Source organism: Mycolicibacterium vaccae NBRC 14118 = CIP 105934 (assembly GCF_001552715.1).
Classification (GTDB): Bacteria; Actinomycetota; Actinomycetes; order Mycobacteriales; family Mycobacteriaceae; genus Mycobacterium; species Mycobacterium vaccae.
Window position 1 is genome coordinate 1 of record NZ_BCRS01000022.1, and the last position, 18,468, is coordinate 18,468.

Annotated in this window: 17 protein-coding genes and 1 pseudogene; 10 read left to right on the top strand and 8 right to left on the bottom strand. The window is 68.1% G+C overall.

The features are described from left to right. Together MVA01S_RS06665 and MVA01S_RS06670 are read left to right on the top strand one after the other, a co-directional pair. A pseudogene (locus MVA01S_RS06665) lies at positions 1-535 on the top strand (hypothetical protein); the annotation flags it as partial. 203 nt (positions 536-738) lie between these two features. Beyond that, entirely contained in the window at positions 739-1,182 is a 444-nt protein-coding gene (locus MVA01S_RS06670; protein WP_003931940.1) for a universal stress protein, read from the top strand. A gap of 57 nt (positions 1,183-1,239) precedes the next feature. Here MVA01S_RS06670 and MVA01S_RS06675 read toward each other — a convergent pair whose 3' ends face one another. Further along, on the bottom strand, positions 1,240-2,124 hold the full coding sequence (locus MVA01S_RS06675) for a fructose bisphosphate aldolase (protein ID WP_003931941.1): 885 nt from the start codon (positions 2,122-2,124) through the stop codon (positions 1,240-1,242). Between the two features lie 34 nt (positions 2,125-2,158). Continuing rightward, positions 2,159-2,836, bottom strand: a complete 678-nt coding sequence (locus MVA01S_RS06680; RefSeq protein ID WP_003931942.1) for an MBL fold metallo-hydrolase — start codon at positions 2,834-2,836, stop codon at positions 2,159-2,161. Positions 2,837-2,976: 140 nt separating this feature from the next. On the opposite strand from MVA01S_RS06680, the gene uvrA reads away from it, so the two are divergent. Beyond that, positions 2,977-5,880, top strand: a complete 2,904-nt coding sequence (uvrA, locus tag MVA01S_RS06685) for an excinuclease ABC subunit UvrA (protein WP_003931943.1) — start codon at positions 2,977-2,979, stop codon at positions 5,878-5,880. 14 nt (positions 5,881-5,894) lie between these two features. After that, positions 5,895-6,398 (top strand): GNAT family N-acetyltransferase, encoded by a 504-nt coding sequence (locus tag MVA01S_RS06690; protein WP_040542260.1) that lies wholly within the window; start codon positions 5,895-5,897, stop codon positions 6,396-6,398. Here MVA01S_RS06690 and MVA01S_RS06695 read toward each other — a convergent pair. The 5 genes from MVA01S_RS06695 to MVA01S_RS06715 all read right to left on the bottom strand — a co-directional run bounded on the left by MVA01S_RS06695 (position 6,386) and on the right by MVA01S_RS06715 (position 12,987). Beyond that, on the bottom strand, positions 6,386-7,561 hold the full coding sequence (locus MVA01S_RS06695; RefSeq protein WP_003931945.1) for a winged helix DNA-binding domain-containing protein: 1,176 nt from the start codon (positions 7,559-7,561) through the stop codon (positions 6,386-6,388). The two genes, MVA01S_RS06690 and MVA01S_RS06695, sit on opposite strands and share 13 nt — an antisense overlap. A 50-nt stretch (positions 7,562-7,611) precedes the next feature. Beyond that, the gene (locus tag MVA01S_RS06700; RefSeq protein WP_003931946.1) at positions 7,612-7,857 is read right to left on the bottom strand and encodes a PspA/IM30 family protein; all 246 of its coding nucleotides are present in this window, start codon (positions 7,855-7,857) and stop codon (positions 7,612-7,614) included. Positions 7,858-7,867: 10 nt separating this feature from the next. Continuing rightward, entirely contained in the window at positions 7,868-9,178 is a 1,311-nt protein-coding gene (locus tag MVA01S_RS06705; protein ID WP_003931947.1) for an alpha/beta hydrolase, read from the bottom strand. An 84-nt stretch (positions 9,179-9,262) separates the two neighbouring features. Further along, positions 9,263-12,565 (bottom strand): bifunctional lysylphosphatidylglycerol synthetase/lysine--tRNA ligase LysX, encoded by a 3,303-nt coding sequence (lysX, locus tag MVA01S_RS06710; protein WP_003931948.1) that lies wholly within the window; start codon positions 12,563-12,565, stop codon positions 9,263-9,265. 38 nt (positions 12,566-12,603) lie between these two features. Next, complete coding sequence (locus tag MVA01S_RS06715; RefSeq protein ID WP_003931949.1) at positions 12,604-12,987, bottom strand: DUF1844 domain-containing protein; 384 nt, start codon at positions 12,985-12,987, stop codon at positions 12,604-12,606. Positions 12,988-13,175: 188 nt separating this feature from the next. Here MVA01S_RS06715 and infC point away from each other — a divergent pair, with 188 nt between their 5' ends. The 6 genes from infC (at position 13,176) to MVA01S_RS06745 (ending at position 17,224) form a co-directional block, all read left to right on the top strand. Continuing rightward, a complete protein-coding gene (infC, locus tag MVA01S_RS06720; RefSeq protein ID WP_081529127.1) occupies positions 13,176-13,844 on the top strand; it encodes a translation initiation factor IF-3 in 669 nt (222 codons plus the stop codon). A 6-nt stretch (positions 13,845-13,850) separates the two neighbouring features. Then, positions 13,851-14,045 (top strand): 50S ribosomal protein L35, encoded by a 195-nt coding sequence (gene rpmI, locus MVA01S_RS06725; protein ID WP_003931951.1) that lies wholly within the window; start codon positions 13,851-13,853, stop codon positions 14,043-14,045. A 45-nt stretch (positions 14,046-14,090) separates the two neighbouring features. Next, positions 14,091-14,480, top strand: coding sequence for a 50S ribosomal protein L20 (gene rplT / locus MVA01S_RS06730; protein ID WP_003931952.1), 390 nt, complete (start codon positions 14,091-14,093; stop codon positions 14,478-14,480). A 23-nt stretch (positions 14,481-14,503) separates the two neighbouring features. Next, positions 14,504-15,241, top strand: a complete 738-nt coding sequence (locus MVA01S_RS06735; protein ID WP_003931953.1) for a TrmH family RNA methyltransferase — start codon at positions 14,504-14,506, stop codon at positions 15,239-15,241. Positions 15,242-15,488: 247 nt separating this feature from the next. Next, on the top strand, positions 15,489-16,793 hold the full coding sequence (locus tag MVA01S_RS06740) for a PE-PPE domain-containing protein (protein ID WP_144033070.1): 1,305 nt from the start codon (positions 15,489-15,491) through the stop codon (positions 16,791-16,793). 59 nt (positions 16,794-16,852) lie between these two features. Then, positions 16,853-17,224, top strand: coding sequence for a GatB/YqeY domain-containing protein (locus tag MVA01S_RS06745; RefSeq protein WP_040542263.1), 372 nt, complete (start codon positions 16,853-16,855; stop codon positions 17,222-17,224). 9 nt (positions 17,225-17,233) lie between these two features. Here MVA01S_RS06745 and MVA01S_RS06750 read toward each other — a convergent pair whose 3' ends face one another. Then, complete coding sequence (locus MVA01S_RS06750) at positions 17,234-18,466, bottom strand: acyl-CoA dehydrogenase family protein (protein WP_003931956.1); 1,233 nt, start codon at positions 18,464-18,466, stop codon at positions 17,234-17,236. Between the last annotated feature and the right edge of the window lie 2 nt (positions 18,467-18,468).

Genomic DNA, 18,468 nt, shown 5'->3' on the forward strand with positions numbered 1-18,468 from the left:
CGTCGAGCTGGCAGCCGCGGCCCCGCCGGCCGAAGCGCCGGCACCGCCGCCGCCTGCCGAACTTGTGCCTGTTGCCGCCGAGCCGGTCGTCGCAGAACCTGTTGCCCCAGAACCGGTCGTCGCAGAACCTGTTGCCGTCGAGGAAGTCTCGGCGTTCCACGACGTGGCGCCGGCCCTCGCGGCCCCGCCGGCCGCGGGATCCGACCTGCCCGTGGAGTCGGCTCCAATCCTGCACGCCGCCGCGGTGCCCGTGGCCGCGCCCGGCCCGGTCGTGCCAGTCGTCCCGGTGCCACCGTTGCCCCTGGGGGCGCCGGTGCCGGTGGTGGCGATGAGCCCGCCGGCCCCGGCCGCACCGCTGACGCTGCCGGCGGTGCCGCTCGGTGACGCGTTGCCGGCGTTCCCGCTTCTTCCGGCGACCCTTCCCGTTCCCCGGGACTTCATCTGCGAGGGCACGGCATGGTCGGCGGGTCCCACCGCGCCCGTCGACAGCGCATCCGGGGACGTGACGCGGAACCTGGACCGTGAGGAGTGGTGACCGGTGGGCAGATTCGCCTTGCCGCACTGAGTGATTGCCCCGGTGTACTGCACGTCACGTCATGGCCGTCGAGTGACGTTGCGGGGGTTCACTGGAGCCAGAACAAGGCGGATGGCATTGTTGTGCGGTGATTCGCACCCATGTTCGCCCGTAGGCACGTTACTGTCTCGGGTGGCACTGCAACTGACGCTGGGAGGATATGGATGAGCGCCTATCAAACGGTGCTGGTTGGTACAGACGGATCTGATTCGTCGCTGCGTGCCGTCGACCGCGCCGCTCAGATCGCTGCCGGGGCGAACGCGAAGCTCATCGTCGCGACCGCCTACTTCCCTCAGCACGAGGACGCCCGCGCTGCGGACGTGCTCAAGGACGAGGGTTACAAGATGTCCGGCAACGCTCCGATCTACGCGATCCTTCGTGAGGCACGTGACCGCGCCAAGGCTGCCGGGGCACAGAGCATCGAGGAGAAGGCCGTCGTCGGCGCGCCGGTGGATGCGCTCGTCGAACTTGCCGAGGAGGTCAGCGCGGATTTGCTGGTCGTCGGCAATGTCGGACTGAGCACGATCGCCGGCCGCCTGCTGGGGTCCGTTCCCGCCAATGTGGCGCGGCGGTCCAAGAGCGACGTGCTGATCGTGCACACCTCCTGACCCGGAGCGAAGACGAAGAACCCTGGGCCGGCTCTGCCGACCCAGGGTTCTCTCATGTCAGGTGTTCGATGCCTTGGCGATCGCGGTGATGGCCGCATCCAGCGCCGAGTTGAATTCCTCGTCGCTCTGCTGGGCGGTCAGACCTTCGGTGAGCGCACGCGAGAAGCTCGCGATGACCCCCTGGTTGGCGGCCAGCTTGTCGCAGGCCTGCTCCCGGTTGTAGCCGCCCGAGAGCGCCACCACCCGCAGTACCTTCGGGTGCTCGACGAGCTCACGGTAGAGGTTGTCGACATCGGGCAGGGTCAGCTTTAGCATCACGGCCTGGTCGTCGCCCAGGCTGTCGAGAGCCTTGAGGATCGACGCCTTGAGCTGCTCCTCGGCCTTGCCCTTCTCGGGGCTGTGGATGTCGACCTCGGGCTCGATGATCGGCACCAGTCCGGCGGCCAGGATCTGCCGGCCGACCTCGAACTGCTGCTCGACGACAGCGTCCAGGCCTGCGCCGGGAAGCTTGATCACCGAGCGCATCTTGGTGCCGAAGACACCCTTGTCGCGGGCGCGGGCGAGCAGGTCGTCGAGGCCCGGGATGGGCTTCATCACCTGGGCGCCGTCCTTCTCCTCGGCCAGGCCCTTGTCGACCTTCAGGAACGGCACGATCTGCTTGACGTTCCACAGGTAGTCGGCGGTGTCGCGGCCCTCGATCTGCCGGTCCATCGTGTCCTCGAACAGGATGGCGCCGACGATCCGGTCGCCGTCGAAGCTCGGGCTGGTGATGATGCGGGTCCGCATCTCGTGCACCAGATCGAACATCTCGGCGTCGCTGGAGTACGCGTCCTCGGCGATGCCGTACAGCTTCAGCGCCTTGGGCGTGCTGCCACCGCTCTGGTCGAGCGCCGCAATGAAGCCGGCTCCCTGCTGGGCCTTGTTGAACTGGTCGCTGCTCATGATCCCTTTCTGAACCTTCTCTCCGGTACCGCGGTCACCAACCGCGCTCGCGCCATTCGTCCAGATGCGGACGTTCGGTCCCGAGCGTGGTGTCGTCGCCGTGTCCTGGATACACGGCGGTTTCATCGGGGAAGACGTCGAACACGCGCTCGGTGACGTCGCCGAGCAACTGTTCGAAGTCGCCTTCCCTCCAGGTCTTGCCGACGCCACCGGGGAACAGGCAGTCACCTGTGAACAGGTGGACCCTGCCGTCGGTGGCCGGCCCGCTCAGCGCCAGGGCCACCGAACCGGGCGTGTGGCCGCGCAGGTGGATCACGTCGAAATTCAATTCGCCGACGGTCAGGGTGTCGCCGCCGGACAGCAGGCGGTCCGGGGCGACGGGCAGCGGTCCGGCGTCCAGGCTGTGTGCGGCCGTCGGCGCATCGGTGCTGTCCACGATGTCCTTGAGCGCCAGCCAGTGGTCCTGATGCTGATGGCTGGTGACGATCAGCGACAGCGTCGGCGCGTGCCGGTCGATCAGTTCGAGCAGGCTCTCCGCGTCGTTGGCGGCGTCTATGAGTAACGTCTCGCCGGTCTGGGAACAGGTGACCAGGTAGGCGTTGTTGTCCATAGGACCCACCGACACCTTGATGATCGACGCTCCCGGAAGTGTGCGTCGCGCCGCCCGCTGGGGCTCGACGTGGCCCGTGTAGTTGTCGTCGACGACTGTCATGGGCAACCACGTTACTTCGTGCGCTCCGGGCGGCGGCGACACCGTCGGAGAAACATGTCGGTGGTCAGACCTAGCATGGGTCTGTACTGCGCCCACTCAACGAACAGGGCCGAGACATTTGAGTATCAGAAGGGGCATCGGTGGCTGACCGCCTAGTTGTCAAGGGTGCCCGGGAGCACAATCTGCGTGGGGTCGACCTCGACCTGCCGCGCGACGCCATGATCGTGTTCACCGGGCTGTCGGGCTCCGGCAAATCGTCGCTGGCCTTCGACACCATCTTCGCCGAGGGGCAGCGACGCTACGTCGAATCGCTGTCGGCGTACGCCCGCCAGTTCCTGGGCCAGATGGACAAACCCGACGTCGACTTCATCGAGGGCCTCTCGCCTGCGGTGTCGATCGACCAGAAGTCGACCAACCGGAACCCGCGTTCGACTGTCGGCACCATCACCGAGGTCTACGACTATCTGCGTCTGCTCTACGCCCGCGCCGGCACACCGCACTGCCCGGTGTGTGGCGAGCGGATCGCCAAACAGACCCCGCAGCAGATCGTCGACCAGGTCCTCGCGATGGACGAAGGGCTCCGCTTCCAGGTGCTGGCGCCGGTGGTGCGCACCCGCAAGGGCGAGTTCGTCGACCTGTTCGACAAGCTGAACACCCAGGGCTACAGCAGGGTGCGGGTGGACGGCGTGGTGTATCCGCTGACCGAACCGCCCAAGCTGAAGAAGCAGGAAAAGCACGACATCGAGGTCGTCGTGGACCGGTTGACGGTCAAGGCGAGCGCCAAGCAGCGTCTCACCGACTCGGTGGAGACCGCACTGAACCTCGCCGACGGCATCCTCGTCCTCGAATTCGTCGACCGGGAGGACGATCACCCGCATCGCGAGCAGCGCTTCTCGGAGAAGCTGGCCTGCCCGAACGGCCACCCACTGGCCGTCGACGACCTCGAGCCCCGGTCGTTCTCGTTCAACTCGCCCTACGGGGCGTGCCCGGAATGCCTGGGTCTGGGCATCCGCAAGGAGGTCGACCCCGACCTCGTGGTGCCCGACCCCGACCTCACCTTGGCCGAGGGGGCCATCGCGCCCTGGTCGATGGGTAACACCGCCGAGTACTTCACCCGGATGTTGTCCGGTCTGGGCGACCAACTCGGGTTCGACGTCAACACCCCCTGGAAGAAACTCCCGGCCAAGGCGCGCCGGGCGATCCTGGAGGGCTGCGACGAGCAGGTGCACGTCCGGTACAAGAACCGCTACGGACGGACCCGGTCGTACTACGCCGACTTCGAAGGCGTGATGGCGTTCCTGCACCGACGGATGGAGCAGACCGACTCCGAGCAGACGAAGGAGCGGCTCGAAGGCTTCATGCGCGACGTGCCGTGCCCGGAGTGCGAAGGCACCCGTCTCAAGCCGGAGATCCTGGCGGTCACGATGACCGCCGGCAAGTTTGGCCCGAAGTCCATCGCCGAGGTCGCCGAACTGTCCATCGCCGAGTGCGCGGAGTTCCTCAACGCGCTCACCCTGGGCACCAGGGAGGCGGCCATCGCCGGGCAGGTGCTCAAGGAGATCCAGTCACGGCTCGGCTTCCTGCTCGACGTGGGACTGGACTATCTGTCGCTGTCGCGGGCGGCGGGCACACTCTCCGGCGGTGAGGCGCAACGCATCCGGCTGGCCACCCAGATCGGTTCCGGTCTGGTCGGGGTGCTCTACGTGCTCGACGAGCCGTCGATCGGGCTGCATCAACGTGACAACCGCAGGCTGATCGACACCCTGGTCCGCCTGCGCGACCTGGGCAACACACTGATCGTCGTCGAACACGACCTCGACACGATCGCGCACGCCGACTGGGTGGTCGACATCGGCCCCGCCGCCGGTGAGCATGGCGGCCAGATCGTGCACAGCGGCACCTACGCGGATCTGCTCAAGAACCCCGAATCGATCACCGGCGCCTATCTCTCCGGTAAAGAGGAGATCGAGGTCCCGGAGATGCGCCGGGTGGTGGACAAGAAGCGTCAGCTCACCGTGGTCGGCGCGCGCGAGCACAACCTGCGCGAGATCGACGTCGCGTTCCCGCTCGGGGTGCTGACCTCGGTCACCGGTGTCTCGGGCTCCGGCAAGTCGACGCTGGTCAACGACATCCTGGCCTCGGTGCTGGCCAACAAGCTCAACGGGGCGCGGCAGGTGCCGGGCCGGCACACCCGGATCAACGGACTGGACCAGCTCGACAAGCTCGTCCGCGTCGACCAGTCGCCGATCGGGCGGACCCCGCGGTCCAACCCGGCGACGTACACCGGGGTGTTCGACAAGATCCGCACGCTGTTCGCCGCGACCACCGAAGCCAAGGTGCGCGGTTATCAACCGGGCCGGTTCTCGTTCAACGTCAAGGGCGGACGGTGCGAGGCGTGTTCGGGTGACGGCACCATCAAGATCGAAATGAACTTCCTGCCCGACGTGTACGTGCCGTGCGAGGTGTGCCACGGCGCCCGCTACAACCGCGAGACCCTCGAGGTGCACTACAAAGGCAAGACCATCGCCGAGGTCCTGGACATGTCGATCGAGGAGGCGGCCGAGTTCTTCGAGCCGATCAGCTCGATCCACCGGTATCTGAGGACTCTCGTCGACGTCGGGCTCGGCTATGTCCGCCTGGGCCAGCCCGCGCCGACGCTGTCCGGCGGTGAAGCCCAGCGCGTGAAGCTGGCCTCCGAGCTGCAGAAGAGGTCCACCGGCCGCACCATCTACATCCTCGACGAACCGACCACCGGCCTGCATTTCGAGGACATCCGCAAGCTGCTGACCGTGATCAACGGCCTTGTCGACAAAGGCAATACGGTGATCGTGATCGAGCACAACCTCGACGTGATCAAGACCTCGGACTGGATCATCGACATGGGACCCGAAGGTGGCTCGGGCGGCGGCACCGTGGTCGCGACCGGCACCCCCGAGGAAGTGGCGGCCAACCCGGACAGCTACACGGGCCACTTCCTGGCCGAGACTCTGGGCATGGCCCGACCGAAGGCGAAGGCGCGCAGGCGGACCAAGGTCAGCGCCTGACGGTGGTCGACGCCGTGACCGTCCGTCCTGCGGAGCCGGAGGACGTGGACGCGATCGGCGCGATCTACGCCCACCATGTGCGCACGGGTGTGGCGACGTTCGAACTCGAACCGCCCGGACGTGACGAGTTGCTGCGCCGCATGGCCGCGGTCACCGACGCGGGGCTGCCGTATCTGGTGGCCGTCGCCGACGGGCAGGTGGCCGGATATGCGTACTGCGCGCCCTGGAAGTCCCGGCGGGCCTATCGTTTCACGGTCGAGGACTCGGTCTACGTCGCGCCGGACGCCGCCGGTCGGGGCGTCGGCGGCGCCCTGTTGGACTCGCTTCTCGACGAGTGCGCACAGGTCGGGATCCGGCAGGTGATCGCCGTCATCGTGGACGCCGACGCGGCCGCATCGCTGGCCCTGCACCGCCGCCGCGGTTTCACCGACGCGGGCCGGCTGTCGGCAGTCGGCTTCAAACACGACCGGTGGCTGGACACCGTGCTGTTGCAGAAGGCCCTCCCTCACTCCAGCTGAGGCCTGCACGCGGGGGACGGAAAGCGCGGGTTCACCCGCACCCCGTCCAACCAGTCCGTCAGCGCATCGGCGCGGGCCGAGAGTGCCTTGCGTGCAACGCGTCCCACATCTTCGACCATCACCAACTCCACCCGGCCGGCGGAATCCTGCCGCCACGCACCGACGATGCGCCCGTCCACCCAGACCGTCGGCCCCGCGTTGCCGTTGCGGTCGAACACCGCGTCGCGGTGTGGCCCCAGGTACCAGTCGCGCCCGGCCCACCCCATCGTCGTGACATCCAGCCCGGGCAGAAGCGCCGACCAGGGTCCGACGTCAGGCACCGGCTCGTCGTCACCCGGCAGCACATATCCGGGCACGCCGTCCATGTCGACCTCGACGGCGTCGACGTCGGCCAGCGCCTGCCGCGCCCAGCCGAGCGTATTGCCGAACCACCACTTGACGTCGGTCACCGTGGCAGGACCGAACGCATACAGCCAACGCCGGACCAGGTCGGCGCGGGCCTGCTCCGGCGGTACCGCCTCGGCGGGCTCCAGCCACCGGTCGGCCGCGACCCACCGCGGTCGCGACGTGGTCCAGCCGCCGTCGTTGGGGCCACGGACGATGTGACCACGAGCAGCCAGCACGGTCAGTACCCGCGGCGCCAGATGCGCTTCCCCGCCGTAGGGCTTGCCCGGTGCGGGGTCGTGGGTTCCGCTCAGCTCCGGGAGCGCTTCACGCAACTGCCTGGCCGTGCACGGCCCCTCTTCGAGCAGATGCCGGATCACCGCCGCGCCGGCGGTCTCCAGCCACCCGAGGCCGTCGTCGGCCACCCCCGCCTTCTCGACGTCAGCGGCCAGTCGGCGCGCCTCGTTGGCGGCCACTCGGTCGCTGGCCGCCGACTGCACCGCCGGCAGATGCCCGGGCCGGACCACCCACAACGTCCGCCGCATCGCCAGATGCTTGACCAGCGAACGCCGTTCGTAGAGCGCCGCGTTCAGATCGGCCACCCGGTATCCGGGCACCCTCGCCCACAGTGACAGATGAGGGGTGGCCGGGTCGGTCGCATGCAGGCCGACCAGCTGACCGGTCACCGATTCCGCCGTCGCCACAGAGTCCGGACCGGAGGCCAGCAGGTGGCGGACGGCCAGCCGGGCGCGCCGCTCGTGGAGGGGGATGGACCGCATCGAGACCGAACGTACCGCCGGGCTCCGACACCGGACGGCGGGACACCCGACTATTGGTCGTCCGGCGCCTTCGGGGTCATCGACTCGCGGATCCGGGCGAGGCGTTCGGCGGCCGCGCGCTGCCGCATGTCGTACTGCTGCTCGACCGCGTGACCCTCCGGTGTCTCCGAGGCCAGTTCGGCTGAACCGATCGACGTCGCGTAGCGGGTCTCGATCTTCTCGCGAACCGCATCGAACGTCGGCACACCGTCGGAGGTGTAACCGGTTTCGGGCTCGGCGGGGGGAACGTCCGGCATATCCGACACGCTACCCGCGGATCGTCCACGGCAGACCGACCTGCGGTGCCGCCGGGGTGCCGATCCTGCCCGCGAGCCAGGGCAGCGCGGCGGTGAACGCGGTCGATGCGAACGGCCAGTCGTGGTTGCCCGGTTGGCTCACCACCGCGCAGTCGATGCCCGCCGTGCGTCCGAGCGCGCACAACGTCTGCGCGGCGACGGCCTGGTCGTTGGGCTTGGGGTCCTCGGCCACTGCGACGGCGTCGTTGACGTCGAACCATCCGGCCATGCCGCGATAAAGGCCGTGCCGGGTGATCACCGCGGCCGGGTCGAACGAGGTGTACGCGGCGGTGTCGCCGCCGAAGAGTCGCTGGACGGTCTCGTCCCGGGTCCCGGCGTTGGGTGCGGCATCACCGGCGATGTCGACGAACGCGCTGAACACGTCGGGGTGCATCACGGTCAGGTCGACCGCGCAGGTGCCGCCCATCGACCACCCCACCACCCCCCAGTTCGCAGCGGCCGCGCTCACCCCGAACTTCGCCTTCACGTACGGCACCACGTCGCCGACGAGATGCTTGGCGGAGTTGCCGCGGGGCCCGTCGACACATTCGGTGTCGTTGTTGAACGTGCCGCCGGGGTCGACGAACACGAACACCGGGGCGTACCCGCCGTGGGCGGCGGCGAAGTCGTCGAGCGTCTTCACCGCGCCGCCGGCACGCAGCCAGTCAGCCGGGGTGTTGAACTCGCCGCCGATCATCATCACCGCCGGCAGAGCCGGGGGAGGATCGCTGGCAAACCACGCCGGCGGCAGGTACACCCATTCCTGGCGGTGCTTGAAACCCGATGTGCTGGCGGGGATGTCGACGGCGACCAGGCTGCCCTTGATCGGGATCTTGTGCCGGCTCTGCATCGCCGCGACAGTGACCTGGTCGGTCTGGTCGGGCAGTGGTCCCGCGGTCAACTGGTTCCAGGCCGTCTGCACGGTGGGGAAGTAGCCGACCCAGAGGTTCAGCACCAACGCCGTGGAGAGCACGCACAACGGCACCGCCAGTACGGCGACCGCCCGGCGCCACCACCGGGCTCCCCACCAGCCGGCCACCAACACCCCGAGAGCGAAGCCGGACAACGCGATCCACGCCCAGAACGTGGCCGGTGCCGGATTCGTGTCGTCGGCCACGCCGGCCGATCGGACGTAGCAGTACGCGACGACGGCGAGCACCCCGCCGATCAGCGCCGACCACGGCAGCCACACCCACCGCCACCGCCGGGTCCGCCATCCCGCCGCGGCGGCCACGGCGACCACTGCCAGGATCTGCACCGAAACCGGCAACCAACCGTGCATCAACGTCACAGCACCCACATTGACCCGCGTGGCTGGAAACGAGCTGTGACCCTGCTGCGAACGCGGTTCGGTTCGACGGCCGGGCTACCGCGGCTTGGCCAGCGGGAACGGCAGGGTCTCCCGGATGCTGCGCCCGGTGATCAGCATGACCACCCGGTCCACCCCCATGCCGAGCCCACCGGTCGGAGGCATCGCGTACTCCATCGCCTGCAGGAAGTCCTCGTCGAGTTCCATCGCCTCGGGATCGCCACCGGCAGCCAGCAGCGACTGTTCCTGCAAGCGGCGGCGTTGTTCGACGGGATCGGTGAGCTCGCTGTAGGCGGTGCCGAGTTCCACGCCCCAGGCGACGAGGTCCCACCGCTCGGCGACCCCGGGGATGCTGCGATGCGGCCGGGTGAGCGGCGACACCGAGGTGGGGAAGTCCTTGTAGAACGTCGGTTCCCGGGTCTGGTCCTCGACCAGGTGCTCGTACAACTCCAGGACCACCGCGCCGGCATCCCAGTGCGTCAGATACGGAATGCCCGCGCGGTCGCACAGTTTCCGCAGCGTCGCCAGCTCGGTGTCCGGGCCGATCTGCTCGCCGAGTGCCTCGGACACCGCCCCGTGCACGGTCTTGACCGCCCACTGCCCCGAGATGTCGACGGGCTCGAGAACGCCGTCGGCCCGGGGTCGCATGAACACGTGCGCGCCGTTGGCCGCCTGCGCGGCGTTCTGGATCAGCTCGCGGCAGCCGTCGATCCACACGTGGTAGTCGGCGTGCGCCTGGTAGGCCTCCAGCAGCGTGAACTCGGGGTTGTGGCTGAAGTCGACACCCTCGTTGCGGAAGGCCCGCCCGAGCTCGAAGACCCGCTCGACGCCGCCGACGCAGAGCCGCTTCAGGTACAACTCGGGGGCGATCCTCAGATACAGATCGAGGTCGTAGGCGTTGATGTGCGTCAGGAACGGCCGGGCGTTCGCGCCGCCGTGAATCTGCTGCAGGATCGGCGTCTCGACTTCCAGAAACCCTTTACCGACCAGGGTTTCGCGGATCGCATGCAGCACCCCGCTGCGGGCGCGGATCAGGTCGCGGGCGTCGGTGTTGACCGCGAGGTCGACGTAACGGGCGCGGACCCGCGCCTCCTGGTCGGTCAGGCCCTTCCACTTGTCGGGCAGCGGTCGCAGGCACTTACCGATCAGACGCCAGCCGGTCGCCAGTAGAGACCACTTGCCCGACCGGCTGTTGCCCATCGTCCCGGTCACCTCGATCAGATCGCCGAGATCGACCGCCCGGGTGAAGTCGGCGGTGTCCCCGCCGGTCAGCAGCGAATTGTCAAGCACCACTTGGATTTCCCCGGACCAGTCGCGTAGACGGGCGAACAGCACGCCGCCGTAGTCCCGCAGTCGCAGCACCCGCCCGGCAACGGTGACCACGGTGCCGGCCGCGTCGGCAGACGCCTCCTCGACGGTGTGACTGGGCGGGCTGCCCACCGGGTAGGCGTCGATGCCCTGTGCCTGCAGCGCTTTCAGTTTGGCCATTCGGACGCGGACCTGCTCGGGCAGCCTCGGCCGGTCGTCCTCCACCGGTTCGTCCTGCAGCGCGATCCCGTCCGGAGCGGTGCCGTCGCTGTGCAGCCGGCCGGTGGCCACCAGCGTGCCGGGCGCAGCGATGTGCTGGCCCGTGTGGGGCTGCGTGTTGCGCCGGGAGAACGGCAGCACCAGAAAGCCTTCGGCGATGACCGAGGCCACACCCACGCGGGGCACCAGCCGGGCGTCCTCGTAACAGGCGTAGCGCGGCACCCACTCGGGCTGGTACTTCATGTTCGACCGGTAGAGGGTTTCCAGCTGCCACCACCGGGAGAAGAACACCAGTAGCCAACGCCACAGCCGCGCCACCGGTCCCGCACCCAACTGGGCGCCCTGCTCGAACGCCGAGCGGAACATCGCGAAGTTCAACGAGATCCGGGTGATGCCGATGTCCTCGGCCTGCATGCACAGCTCGCTGACCATCAGCTCGACGGTGCCGTTGGGGGAGTGCGGGGAGCGTCGCATCAGGTCCAGCGACACCCCGTTGCTGCCCCACGGCACCAGGGAGAGCATCGCGACCACGTCGGTGCCCTGCACCGCCTCGACCAGGAGGCAGTCACCGTCGGCCGCGTCGCCGAGCCGGCCCAACGCCATCGAGAAGCCGCGTTCGTCCTCGGTGTCGCGCCAGGCGTCGGCCCGCCGGATGACCTCGGCCATCTCGTCCGCGGACAGCTCCCGGTGCCTGCGGATGCGCACCGTCGCACCGGCGCGCCGGGCGCGCGTCACCGCCTGCCGGACCGCTCGCATGTCCGGCCCGGACAGCCGGAAGCTGTCCGGATGCAGGATCGCTTCGTCGCCGAGCTGGAGTGCGCTGAGCCCGGCCTCGCGGAATGTCTGGGCGGCCGTCGAGCTGGCTCCCATCACCCCCGGCGCCCACCCGTAGGTCTCACAGAGCTTCAGCCAGGCCTGGACAGCCTGCGGCCAGGCTTTCGGGTCGCCGACGGGATCACCGCTGGCCAGGCATACGCCGACCTCCACGCGGTAGGTGATCGCGGCGCGGCCGTCGGGCGCGAACACCACCGCCTTGTCCCGGCGGGTGGCGAAATAGCCGAGGGAGTCGTTCTTGCCGTAGACCTCCAGCAGACCCCGGATGGCCGACTCGTCCTCACCGGTGAGTGCGTTGTCCGCGCGCTGCGACTGGAACAGCACGATCGCGGCGATCATCAGCGCGACCGCGCCGAACAGGCCGAGCAGCGCGTTGACGAACACGTGCGGGTGACCGCTGAACTGGTCGGCGTCGGCGCCGGCGAACGCGCTCACCCGGTTCAGCGCGTACCAGAACCGATCCGGACGGGCGAGGCTGCCGGGGAACAGTTCCAGCAGACCCCAGCCGATGAGTGTGCCGACGGTCATGCCGGCCACCAGCGTCGCGGCCGACTTCACCAGCGCCCCGCGGCGCACCCTGGCCCAGAACTGGGAGCGGGCCAGTAGCAGGCACGCGACCGCGGCCACGTGGAAGGCGAGGCCGATGATCTCGCCGGCTTCCTGGTACCACCGTTGCCCGCCGTCGACGAGTGCGGCGACGTTCCACCCTGCCGCCGCCACCAGGTAGCCGACCAGAATCCACCACGCGACGCGTTTGCGCGCGGCGAGCGCCGCGGCCAGCAACGCCAGGACGAACGCCCACGCGAAACTGGTGTCGGGGAAGTTGAAGATGTACGCGTCGACCCACTCGCGGGGAACCCGGATCACCGAGCGGACCAGCGGCGACACACTCGCCAGCAGCGACAACGTGGCGATCACGCCTACGACCCAACCGGCGGCCGCCGGGACCCACCGGTAGGTGGACGACGGATGTGCCCGGACGAGGCGGGTGGAGGTCATACGCCCGGAGGATATTCGCTCGGGCCGAGAATTCCCTGCTACCAGACCGGCCCGGTGTATTTCTCTCCCGGACCGTGACCGGGCTCGTCCGGCGCGGCGCTGGCCTCGCGGAATGCCAACTGCAGTGTCTTGAGACCGTCGCGGACCGGGCCGGCGTGCGGCCCCAGGTACTCGACCGACGCGGTGACAAGGCCGGCGAGTGCGGTGATCAGACGCCGGGCCTCGTCGAGGTCCAGGTGCGGGCTCTCCTCGGGATCGGCGTCGGACAGCCCGAGCTTCTCGGCGGCCGCACTCATCAGCATCACGGCCGACCTGGTGATCACCTCGACCGCGGGTATCGTCGCGAGTTCGCGAACGTTCGGGTCGTCGGGATCGGCGGCGGCCGGGCCGCTGGATTCGGGGATGTCGGAGCTATCGGTCATGGCTGCTAGACTGGCATGCGCGACCGTCCCGGCTCACGCCAGGGACAGCAAGTGGAGTCCCAAACTCCCACCGCCGGCCACCGGATCACCGAAGGCTACGCGGTCCGGTCACAGACATCGACGATGTCTGTCCTGGTCGGCATTGGGCCCTGCGCTGAGCAGGGCTTACGTGTTTCTTCGGAAGCCGCCTGCCGACGGATCGAGGGACTCCTGAGGACAACATAGGAGGCCCCATCAGCACTGAGACCCGCGTCAACGAGCGCATTCGCGTACCTGAAGTCCGCCTGATCGGACCTGGCGGTGAGCAGGTAGGCATCGTGCGCATCGAAGATGCACTCCGCGTCGCCGCCGATGCCGATCTCGACCTTGTCGAAGTAGCCCCCGACGCCAAGCCGCCGGTGTGCAAGATCATGGACTACGGCAAGTTCAAGTACGAGACGGCACAGAAGGCGCGTGAGTCTCGCAAGAACCAGCAGCAGACCGTCGTCAAGGAACAGAAGCTGCGTCCCAAGATCGACCCGCACGATTACGAGACCAAGAAGGGTCACGTCATCCGCTTCCTCGAGGCGGGGTCGAAGGTCAAGGTGACGATCATGTTCCGCGGACGCGAGCAGTCGCGGCCCGAACTGGGTTTCCGGCTCCTGCAACGCCTGGGCGCCGATGTCGCCGATTACGGCTTCATCGAGACGTCCGCGAAGCAGGACGGCCGCAACATGACGATGGTGCTGGCGCCGCACCGCGGTGCGAAGACTCGCGCGAAGGCGGCGCATGACGCCGATGAGCCGCTGGCAGGTAGAGCACCCGACACCCAGGCTGCGCCGCCTGCCGGCGCACCGACCGACACACCGAAGAACTGAGGAAACATGCCCAAGGCGAAGACCCACAGCGGCGCTTCGAAGCGGTTCCGTAAGACCGGAACCGGCAAGATCGTCCGGCAGAAGGCCAACCGTAGGCACCTGCTCGAGCACAAGGCTTCCAAGCGCACCCGTCGGCTCGACGGCCGCACCACGGTGTCGGCGAACGACTCGACGCGCGTCGCGAAGATGCTGAACGGCTAGAGCGCGACCGCCCCGAACCTGACCCGACCGAGATAGGAAAACCCCATGGCACGCGTGAAGCGCGCACTCAACGCGCAGAAGAAGCGGCGCACAGTACTGAAGGCCTCGAAGGGCTACCGCGGCCAGCGGTCGCGCCTGTACCGCAAGGCCAAGGAGCAGCAGCTCCATTCGTTGACCTACGCCTACCGTGACCGTAAGGCGCGCAAGGGCGACTTCCGCAAGTTGTGGATCACCCGTATCAACGCCGCTGCCCGCCTCAACGGCATCACCTACAACCGGCTGATCCAGGGTCTGAAGGCCGCCGGTGTCGAGGTCGACCGCAAGAACCTGGCAGAGATCGCCGTCAGCGATGCCGCCGCGTTCACCGCGCTGGTCGAGGTCGCCAAGGCCGCTCTGCCCGCCGATGTGAACGCGCCGTCGGGCGAGGCTGCCTGACCCTCACCGAGCGTTCTGCCCGGGTGGCGGCAGCAGTCAAACTGCACCGCCACACCGGGCGCCGCCGCGCCGCACGCTTCCTCGCCGAAGGTCCCAACCTGGTCGAGGCCGCGATGCGGCGCGGTCTCGTTCACGAGGTCTTCGCCACCGAGAGCGCCGCGGAGCGATTCGCCGCGCTGCTCGGGTCGGCGTCGGTGCATCTCGTGTCGGACAAAGCGGCAAAAGCGTTGTCCGACACCGTGACTCCTGTCGGCTTGGTCGCCGTGTGCACGATGCCGGAAGTCGCACTCGAGGACATCCTCTCGCGAGACCCGACGTTGATCGCGGTCCCTGTGGGCGTCTCCGAACCGGGCAACGCCGGCACGATCATCCGCGTCGCCGACGCGATGGGCGCCGACGCGGTGGTGCTCGCAGGGGACAGCGTCGACCCGTACAACGGGAAATGCCTGCGCGCGTCGGCCGGCAGCATCTTCAACATCCCGGTGCTCAGCGCACCCGACGCCGCGGCCGCCGTGGCCGCGATCAGGGACGCCGGGCTTCAGGTGCTGGCGACCACCCTCGACGCCGCGGTCAGCCTCGAGGACGTCGCACTGGACGCGCCGACGGCATGGCTGTTCGGGCCCGAGGCGCACGGTCTGCCGAGCGAGGTGGCCGCGCTCGCCACCACACGCGTGCGGATTCCGATGGCCGGTGGCGCCGAAAGTCTCAACGTCGCGACGGCAGCGGCGATCTGCCTCTATCAGAGCTTCCGCAGCAAGTAATTTTTCGGTTGCTGGCCTTATGGCTATCTGTTTCCCGCGTGCCGTGCGGAACTACGTCCTCCATCGTTGCCGATGAGTAGTTACCTTCCCTCTGCAACATCCTGAGCTGCAGGTACACCCTGCGTCGGCGAGGGGATCTAGACCGGGTTCACCGAGTAGATGGATCCCCAGGTCTATTGCCGACCGACCAGTCGATTCGTAACCTGGTCGACAAGGGGCAACTTCACGCGGGGGGCGGGTGGTGACCATGAATCGTTGGGTCACGTTGATCGGGGTCGTGGCGGTGGCGTTCACGCCTGCCGTGGCCAACGGGGCGACGGCACTTCTGGTGGGCGGCAAAGGCGGCTACGCCGAGCTGACGGACGAACAGATGTCGACAGCCTTCGGTGGCTTCTTCGGCGACTACCACCGGGTCAGCGTGCCGTTTCCCGGCGCGGACGATTTCAAGTACTCGGTCGAGGTCGGAACTGAGAGCCTTTACCGCGCGATCTTCGAGACGCTCGAGGCCAAGCCGGGAGAGCTGATCACCATCGGGGGTGTCTCGGAGGGCGCCCCGGCGGTCGACAAGGTTCTGCGCCGGCTGATGGAACTCCCGGCAGAGGACCGTCCCGATCCGCTGCGCCTCAACGCGATGATCTACGGCGCGCCGAGCAAGCTGCTGATGACGTTCGGGGGTGTCCCGTACCGGCCGCTGCCGGACACGCCGTACAACGTGATGATCGTGATGGCCGAGTACGACGGCGTGACGGATTTCCCGGACAACCCGTTCAATTTGCTCGCCGTCATGAACGCGGTGATGGGCGGAATCGACCTGCATGTGGCTGCGGCATGGACCGATCTGTACAACGTGCCGACGAAGTACCACATCGTCGAGGGCAAAGCGGGTGGCAAGACGACCATCGTGCTGATCCAGACGCCGTTGCTGCCGCTGCTGCGCCCGCTCAAGGACGCGGGTTTCGCACCGGAGTTCGTCGATTTCCTGGACAGGTTGTTGCGGCCGATCGTCGATTCCGCCTACAACCGTCCGAAGTGGCAGGTCGGGATTCCACCCACGCTGGCCGAGATGGACCTGTCCGCGCAGCAGGCCCCGATGCTGAGCTCGCCGCCCGCCGCACCCGAGCTCACCGCGGGGCAGGCGCCGGAGGCTCGGAGGCAGCTGACCGTCCACCCGCAGACGATGTCGCCACCGGCCGAGCCGACACCCACCAACCAGCCCGAGGCGCCCAAGCCGGTCGCACCGGCGGCCGACGGGGATCACGGCGGAGACGCGTCACTGGATACGCAACCGCCAGGCGGTCCGGATGCGGGCGCCGGGGCGATCGGGCAGCCCGATCCCGACGAAGGCACACAGATCGACGAGAACGACCTGGGCCGTGACGATTCCGACGGCGACGACTCGGATCCGGGCGAGTCAGGCAACCAGGACTCGGGGAACGACGCCGGCAACGACGGCGCCGGTAACGGCACCGCCGATGGACCGGCCGGTGGGGCTACGGACACCGGCGACAACAGCAACGACAACGACACCGGTAACGACAGCGGCACGGAGTAGCGCGAGGTCGGACAGTAACTCGAATGCGCGCCGCGTGGCCTGAAGCTACGGTGACGGCCGTGGCCGAACACCGTCCTGCCGCCGAGCGTTGGCGCGCCGAACTACGTCACCGCCTGATCACGGCACGCAAAGAACGCGACGCCGCGTCGACGTCGGCGCTTCGCTCGACGATGAGCGCCATCGACAACGCAGAGACCCCTGACGGGCCGGTGCCGGCCGCCGGCGCGATCGCCGACAGCGCAGTCGGCGTCGGCGCGGCCGAGGTGCCCAGAAGGGAACTCCGCGACGACGAGGTGCGGCGCCTGATCCACGGCGAGATCGACGAACGACGAACCGCGGCCGACCAATTCACCCTTGCCGGTCACCATGACCGGGCAGCGGTGCTGCACGCCGAGGCCGACGTGCTCGCCCGACTGCTCGACGAGGTCTGAGCCGGCCCGCTAGCCCCTGAGCAGACCCTTTGCCACGTGGGTGATCTGGACTTCGTTGCTTCCCGCGTAGATCATCAGCGACTTCGCGTCGCGGGCCAGCTGCTCGACGCGGTACTCGGTCATGTAACCGTTGCCACCGAAGAGTTGCACCGCTTCCATCGCGACGTCGGTCGCGGCCTGCGAGCAGTAGTACTTGATCGCCGACGCCTCGGCCAACGAGATCGGGGCGCCCTTCTCGGCGGCCTCGATGACGCGGAACAGCATGTTGCGCACGTTCATCCGGGCGACTTCCATGTTGGCCAGCTTCAGCTGGATCAGCTGGAACTGCCCGATCTCCTTGCCCCACAGCGTGCGGGTCCTGGCGTAGTCCACCGAGAGCCGCAGGCACTCCTCGATGACACCGAGCGCCATCGCCGCCACCCCGATCCGTTCGGCGGAGAAGCTCGACCGCGCGCTGTCGCGGCCGTCACCGGACTTGTTGTCCTCGGTCTCGCCGAGCAGGCGGTCCTTACCCAGCCGCACGTTGTTGAAGAACAGTTCACCCGTGCGGGAGGAGTGGATTCCCATCTTGCGGAACGGCTTCGACTGGACGAAGCCCTCCATGCCACGATCGAGGACGAAGGTCAGCACCTTGCGGTCACGCTTGTCGACCGAAGCATCGCCTTCGTCCAGCTTGGCGTACACCACGACGACGTCGGCGTCGGGACCGTTGGTGATGAACGTCTTCTGGCCGTTGAGGATGTAGTCGTCGCCGTCGCGGACCACATAGGACTTCATGCCGCCGAACGCATCTGACCCGGAATCCGGCTCGGTGATGGCCCACGCGCCGACCTTCTCGTAGGTCACCAGCTCCGGCAGCCACCGCTCCTGCTGGGCCAGCGTGCCTCGGCTCTGAATGGTCGGCACGGTGAGGCCGAGGCTCACACCCATGCCCGTCACCACGCCCATCGACACCCGGCACAGCTCGCTGACCACGACGAAACCCATACCGCCCTGGCCGCCGCCGAACATGCCGCCCCCGCCGCCGGAGGACGACTCGCCGTTGCGGAGCCGGGTCAGCCGTTTCTCCAGCGCCTCGCGGGCCATCGCATCGATGCCGAACGTGGTGAAGAGCTTGCGGATGATGGGGTAGGGCTCCATCTCGCCGCTTTCCAGCGCATCGACGTGCGGACGTATTTCCTTGTCGACGAACTCGCGGACGGCATCGCGCACGGCAAGATCGACATCAGACCACTCAAGCATGC

Excerpts from the sequence above, each read along its gene's own strand:
- MVA01S_RS06670 (WP_003931940.1), top strand. The coding sequence starts at position 739 with ATGAGCGCCTATCAAACGGTGCTGGTTGGTACAGACGGATCTGATTCG.
- MVA01S_RS06675 (WP_003931941.1), bottom strand. The coding sequence starts at position 2,124 with ATGAGCAGCGACCAGTTCAACAAGGCCCAGCAGGGAGCCGGCTTCATT.
- MVA01S_RS06680 (WP_003931942.1), bottom strand. The coding sequence starts at position 2,836 with ATGACAGTCGTCGACGACAACTACACGGGCCACGTCGAGCCCCAGCGG.
- MVA01S_RS06695 (WP_003931945.1), bottom strand. The coding sequence starts at position 7,561 with ATGCGGTCCATCCCCCTCCACGAGCGGCGCGCCCGGCTGGCCGTCCGC.
- MVA01S_RS06700 (WP_003931946.1), bottom strand. The coding sequence starts at position 7,857 with ATGCCGGACGTTCCCCCCGCCGAGCCCGAAACCGGTTACACCTCCGAC.
- MVA01S_RS06705 (WP_003931947.1), bottom strand. The coding sequence starts at position 9,178 with ATGCACGGTTGGTTGCCGGTTTCGGTGCAGATCCTGGCAGTGGTCGCC.
- lysX (WP_003931948.1), bottom strand. The coding sequence starts at position 12,565 with ATGACCTCCACCCGCCTCGTCCGGGCACATCCGTCGTCCACCTACCGG.
- MVA01S_RS06715 (WP_003931949.1), bottom strand. The coding sequence starts at position 12,987 with ATGACCGATAGCTCCGACATCCCCGAATCCAGCGGCCCGGCCGCCGCC.
- rpmI (WP_003931951.1), top strand. The coding sequence starts at position 13,851 with ATGCCCAAGGCGAAGACCCACAGCGGCGCTTCGAAGCGGTTCCGTAAG.
- rplT (WP_003931952.1), top strand. The coding sequence starts at position 14,091 with ATGGCACGCGTGAAGCGCGCACTCAACGCGCAGAAGAAGCGGCGCACA.
- MVA01S_RS06740 (WP_144033070.1), top strand. The coding sequence starts at position 15,489 with ATGAATCGTTGGGTCACGTTGATCGGGGTCGTGGCGGTGGCGTTCACG.
- MVA01S_RS06750 (WP_003931956.1), bottom strand. The coding sequence starts at position 18,466 with ATGCTTGAGTGGTCTGATGTCGATCTTGCCGTGCGCGATGCCGTCCGC.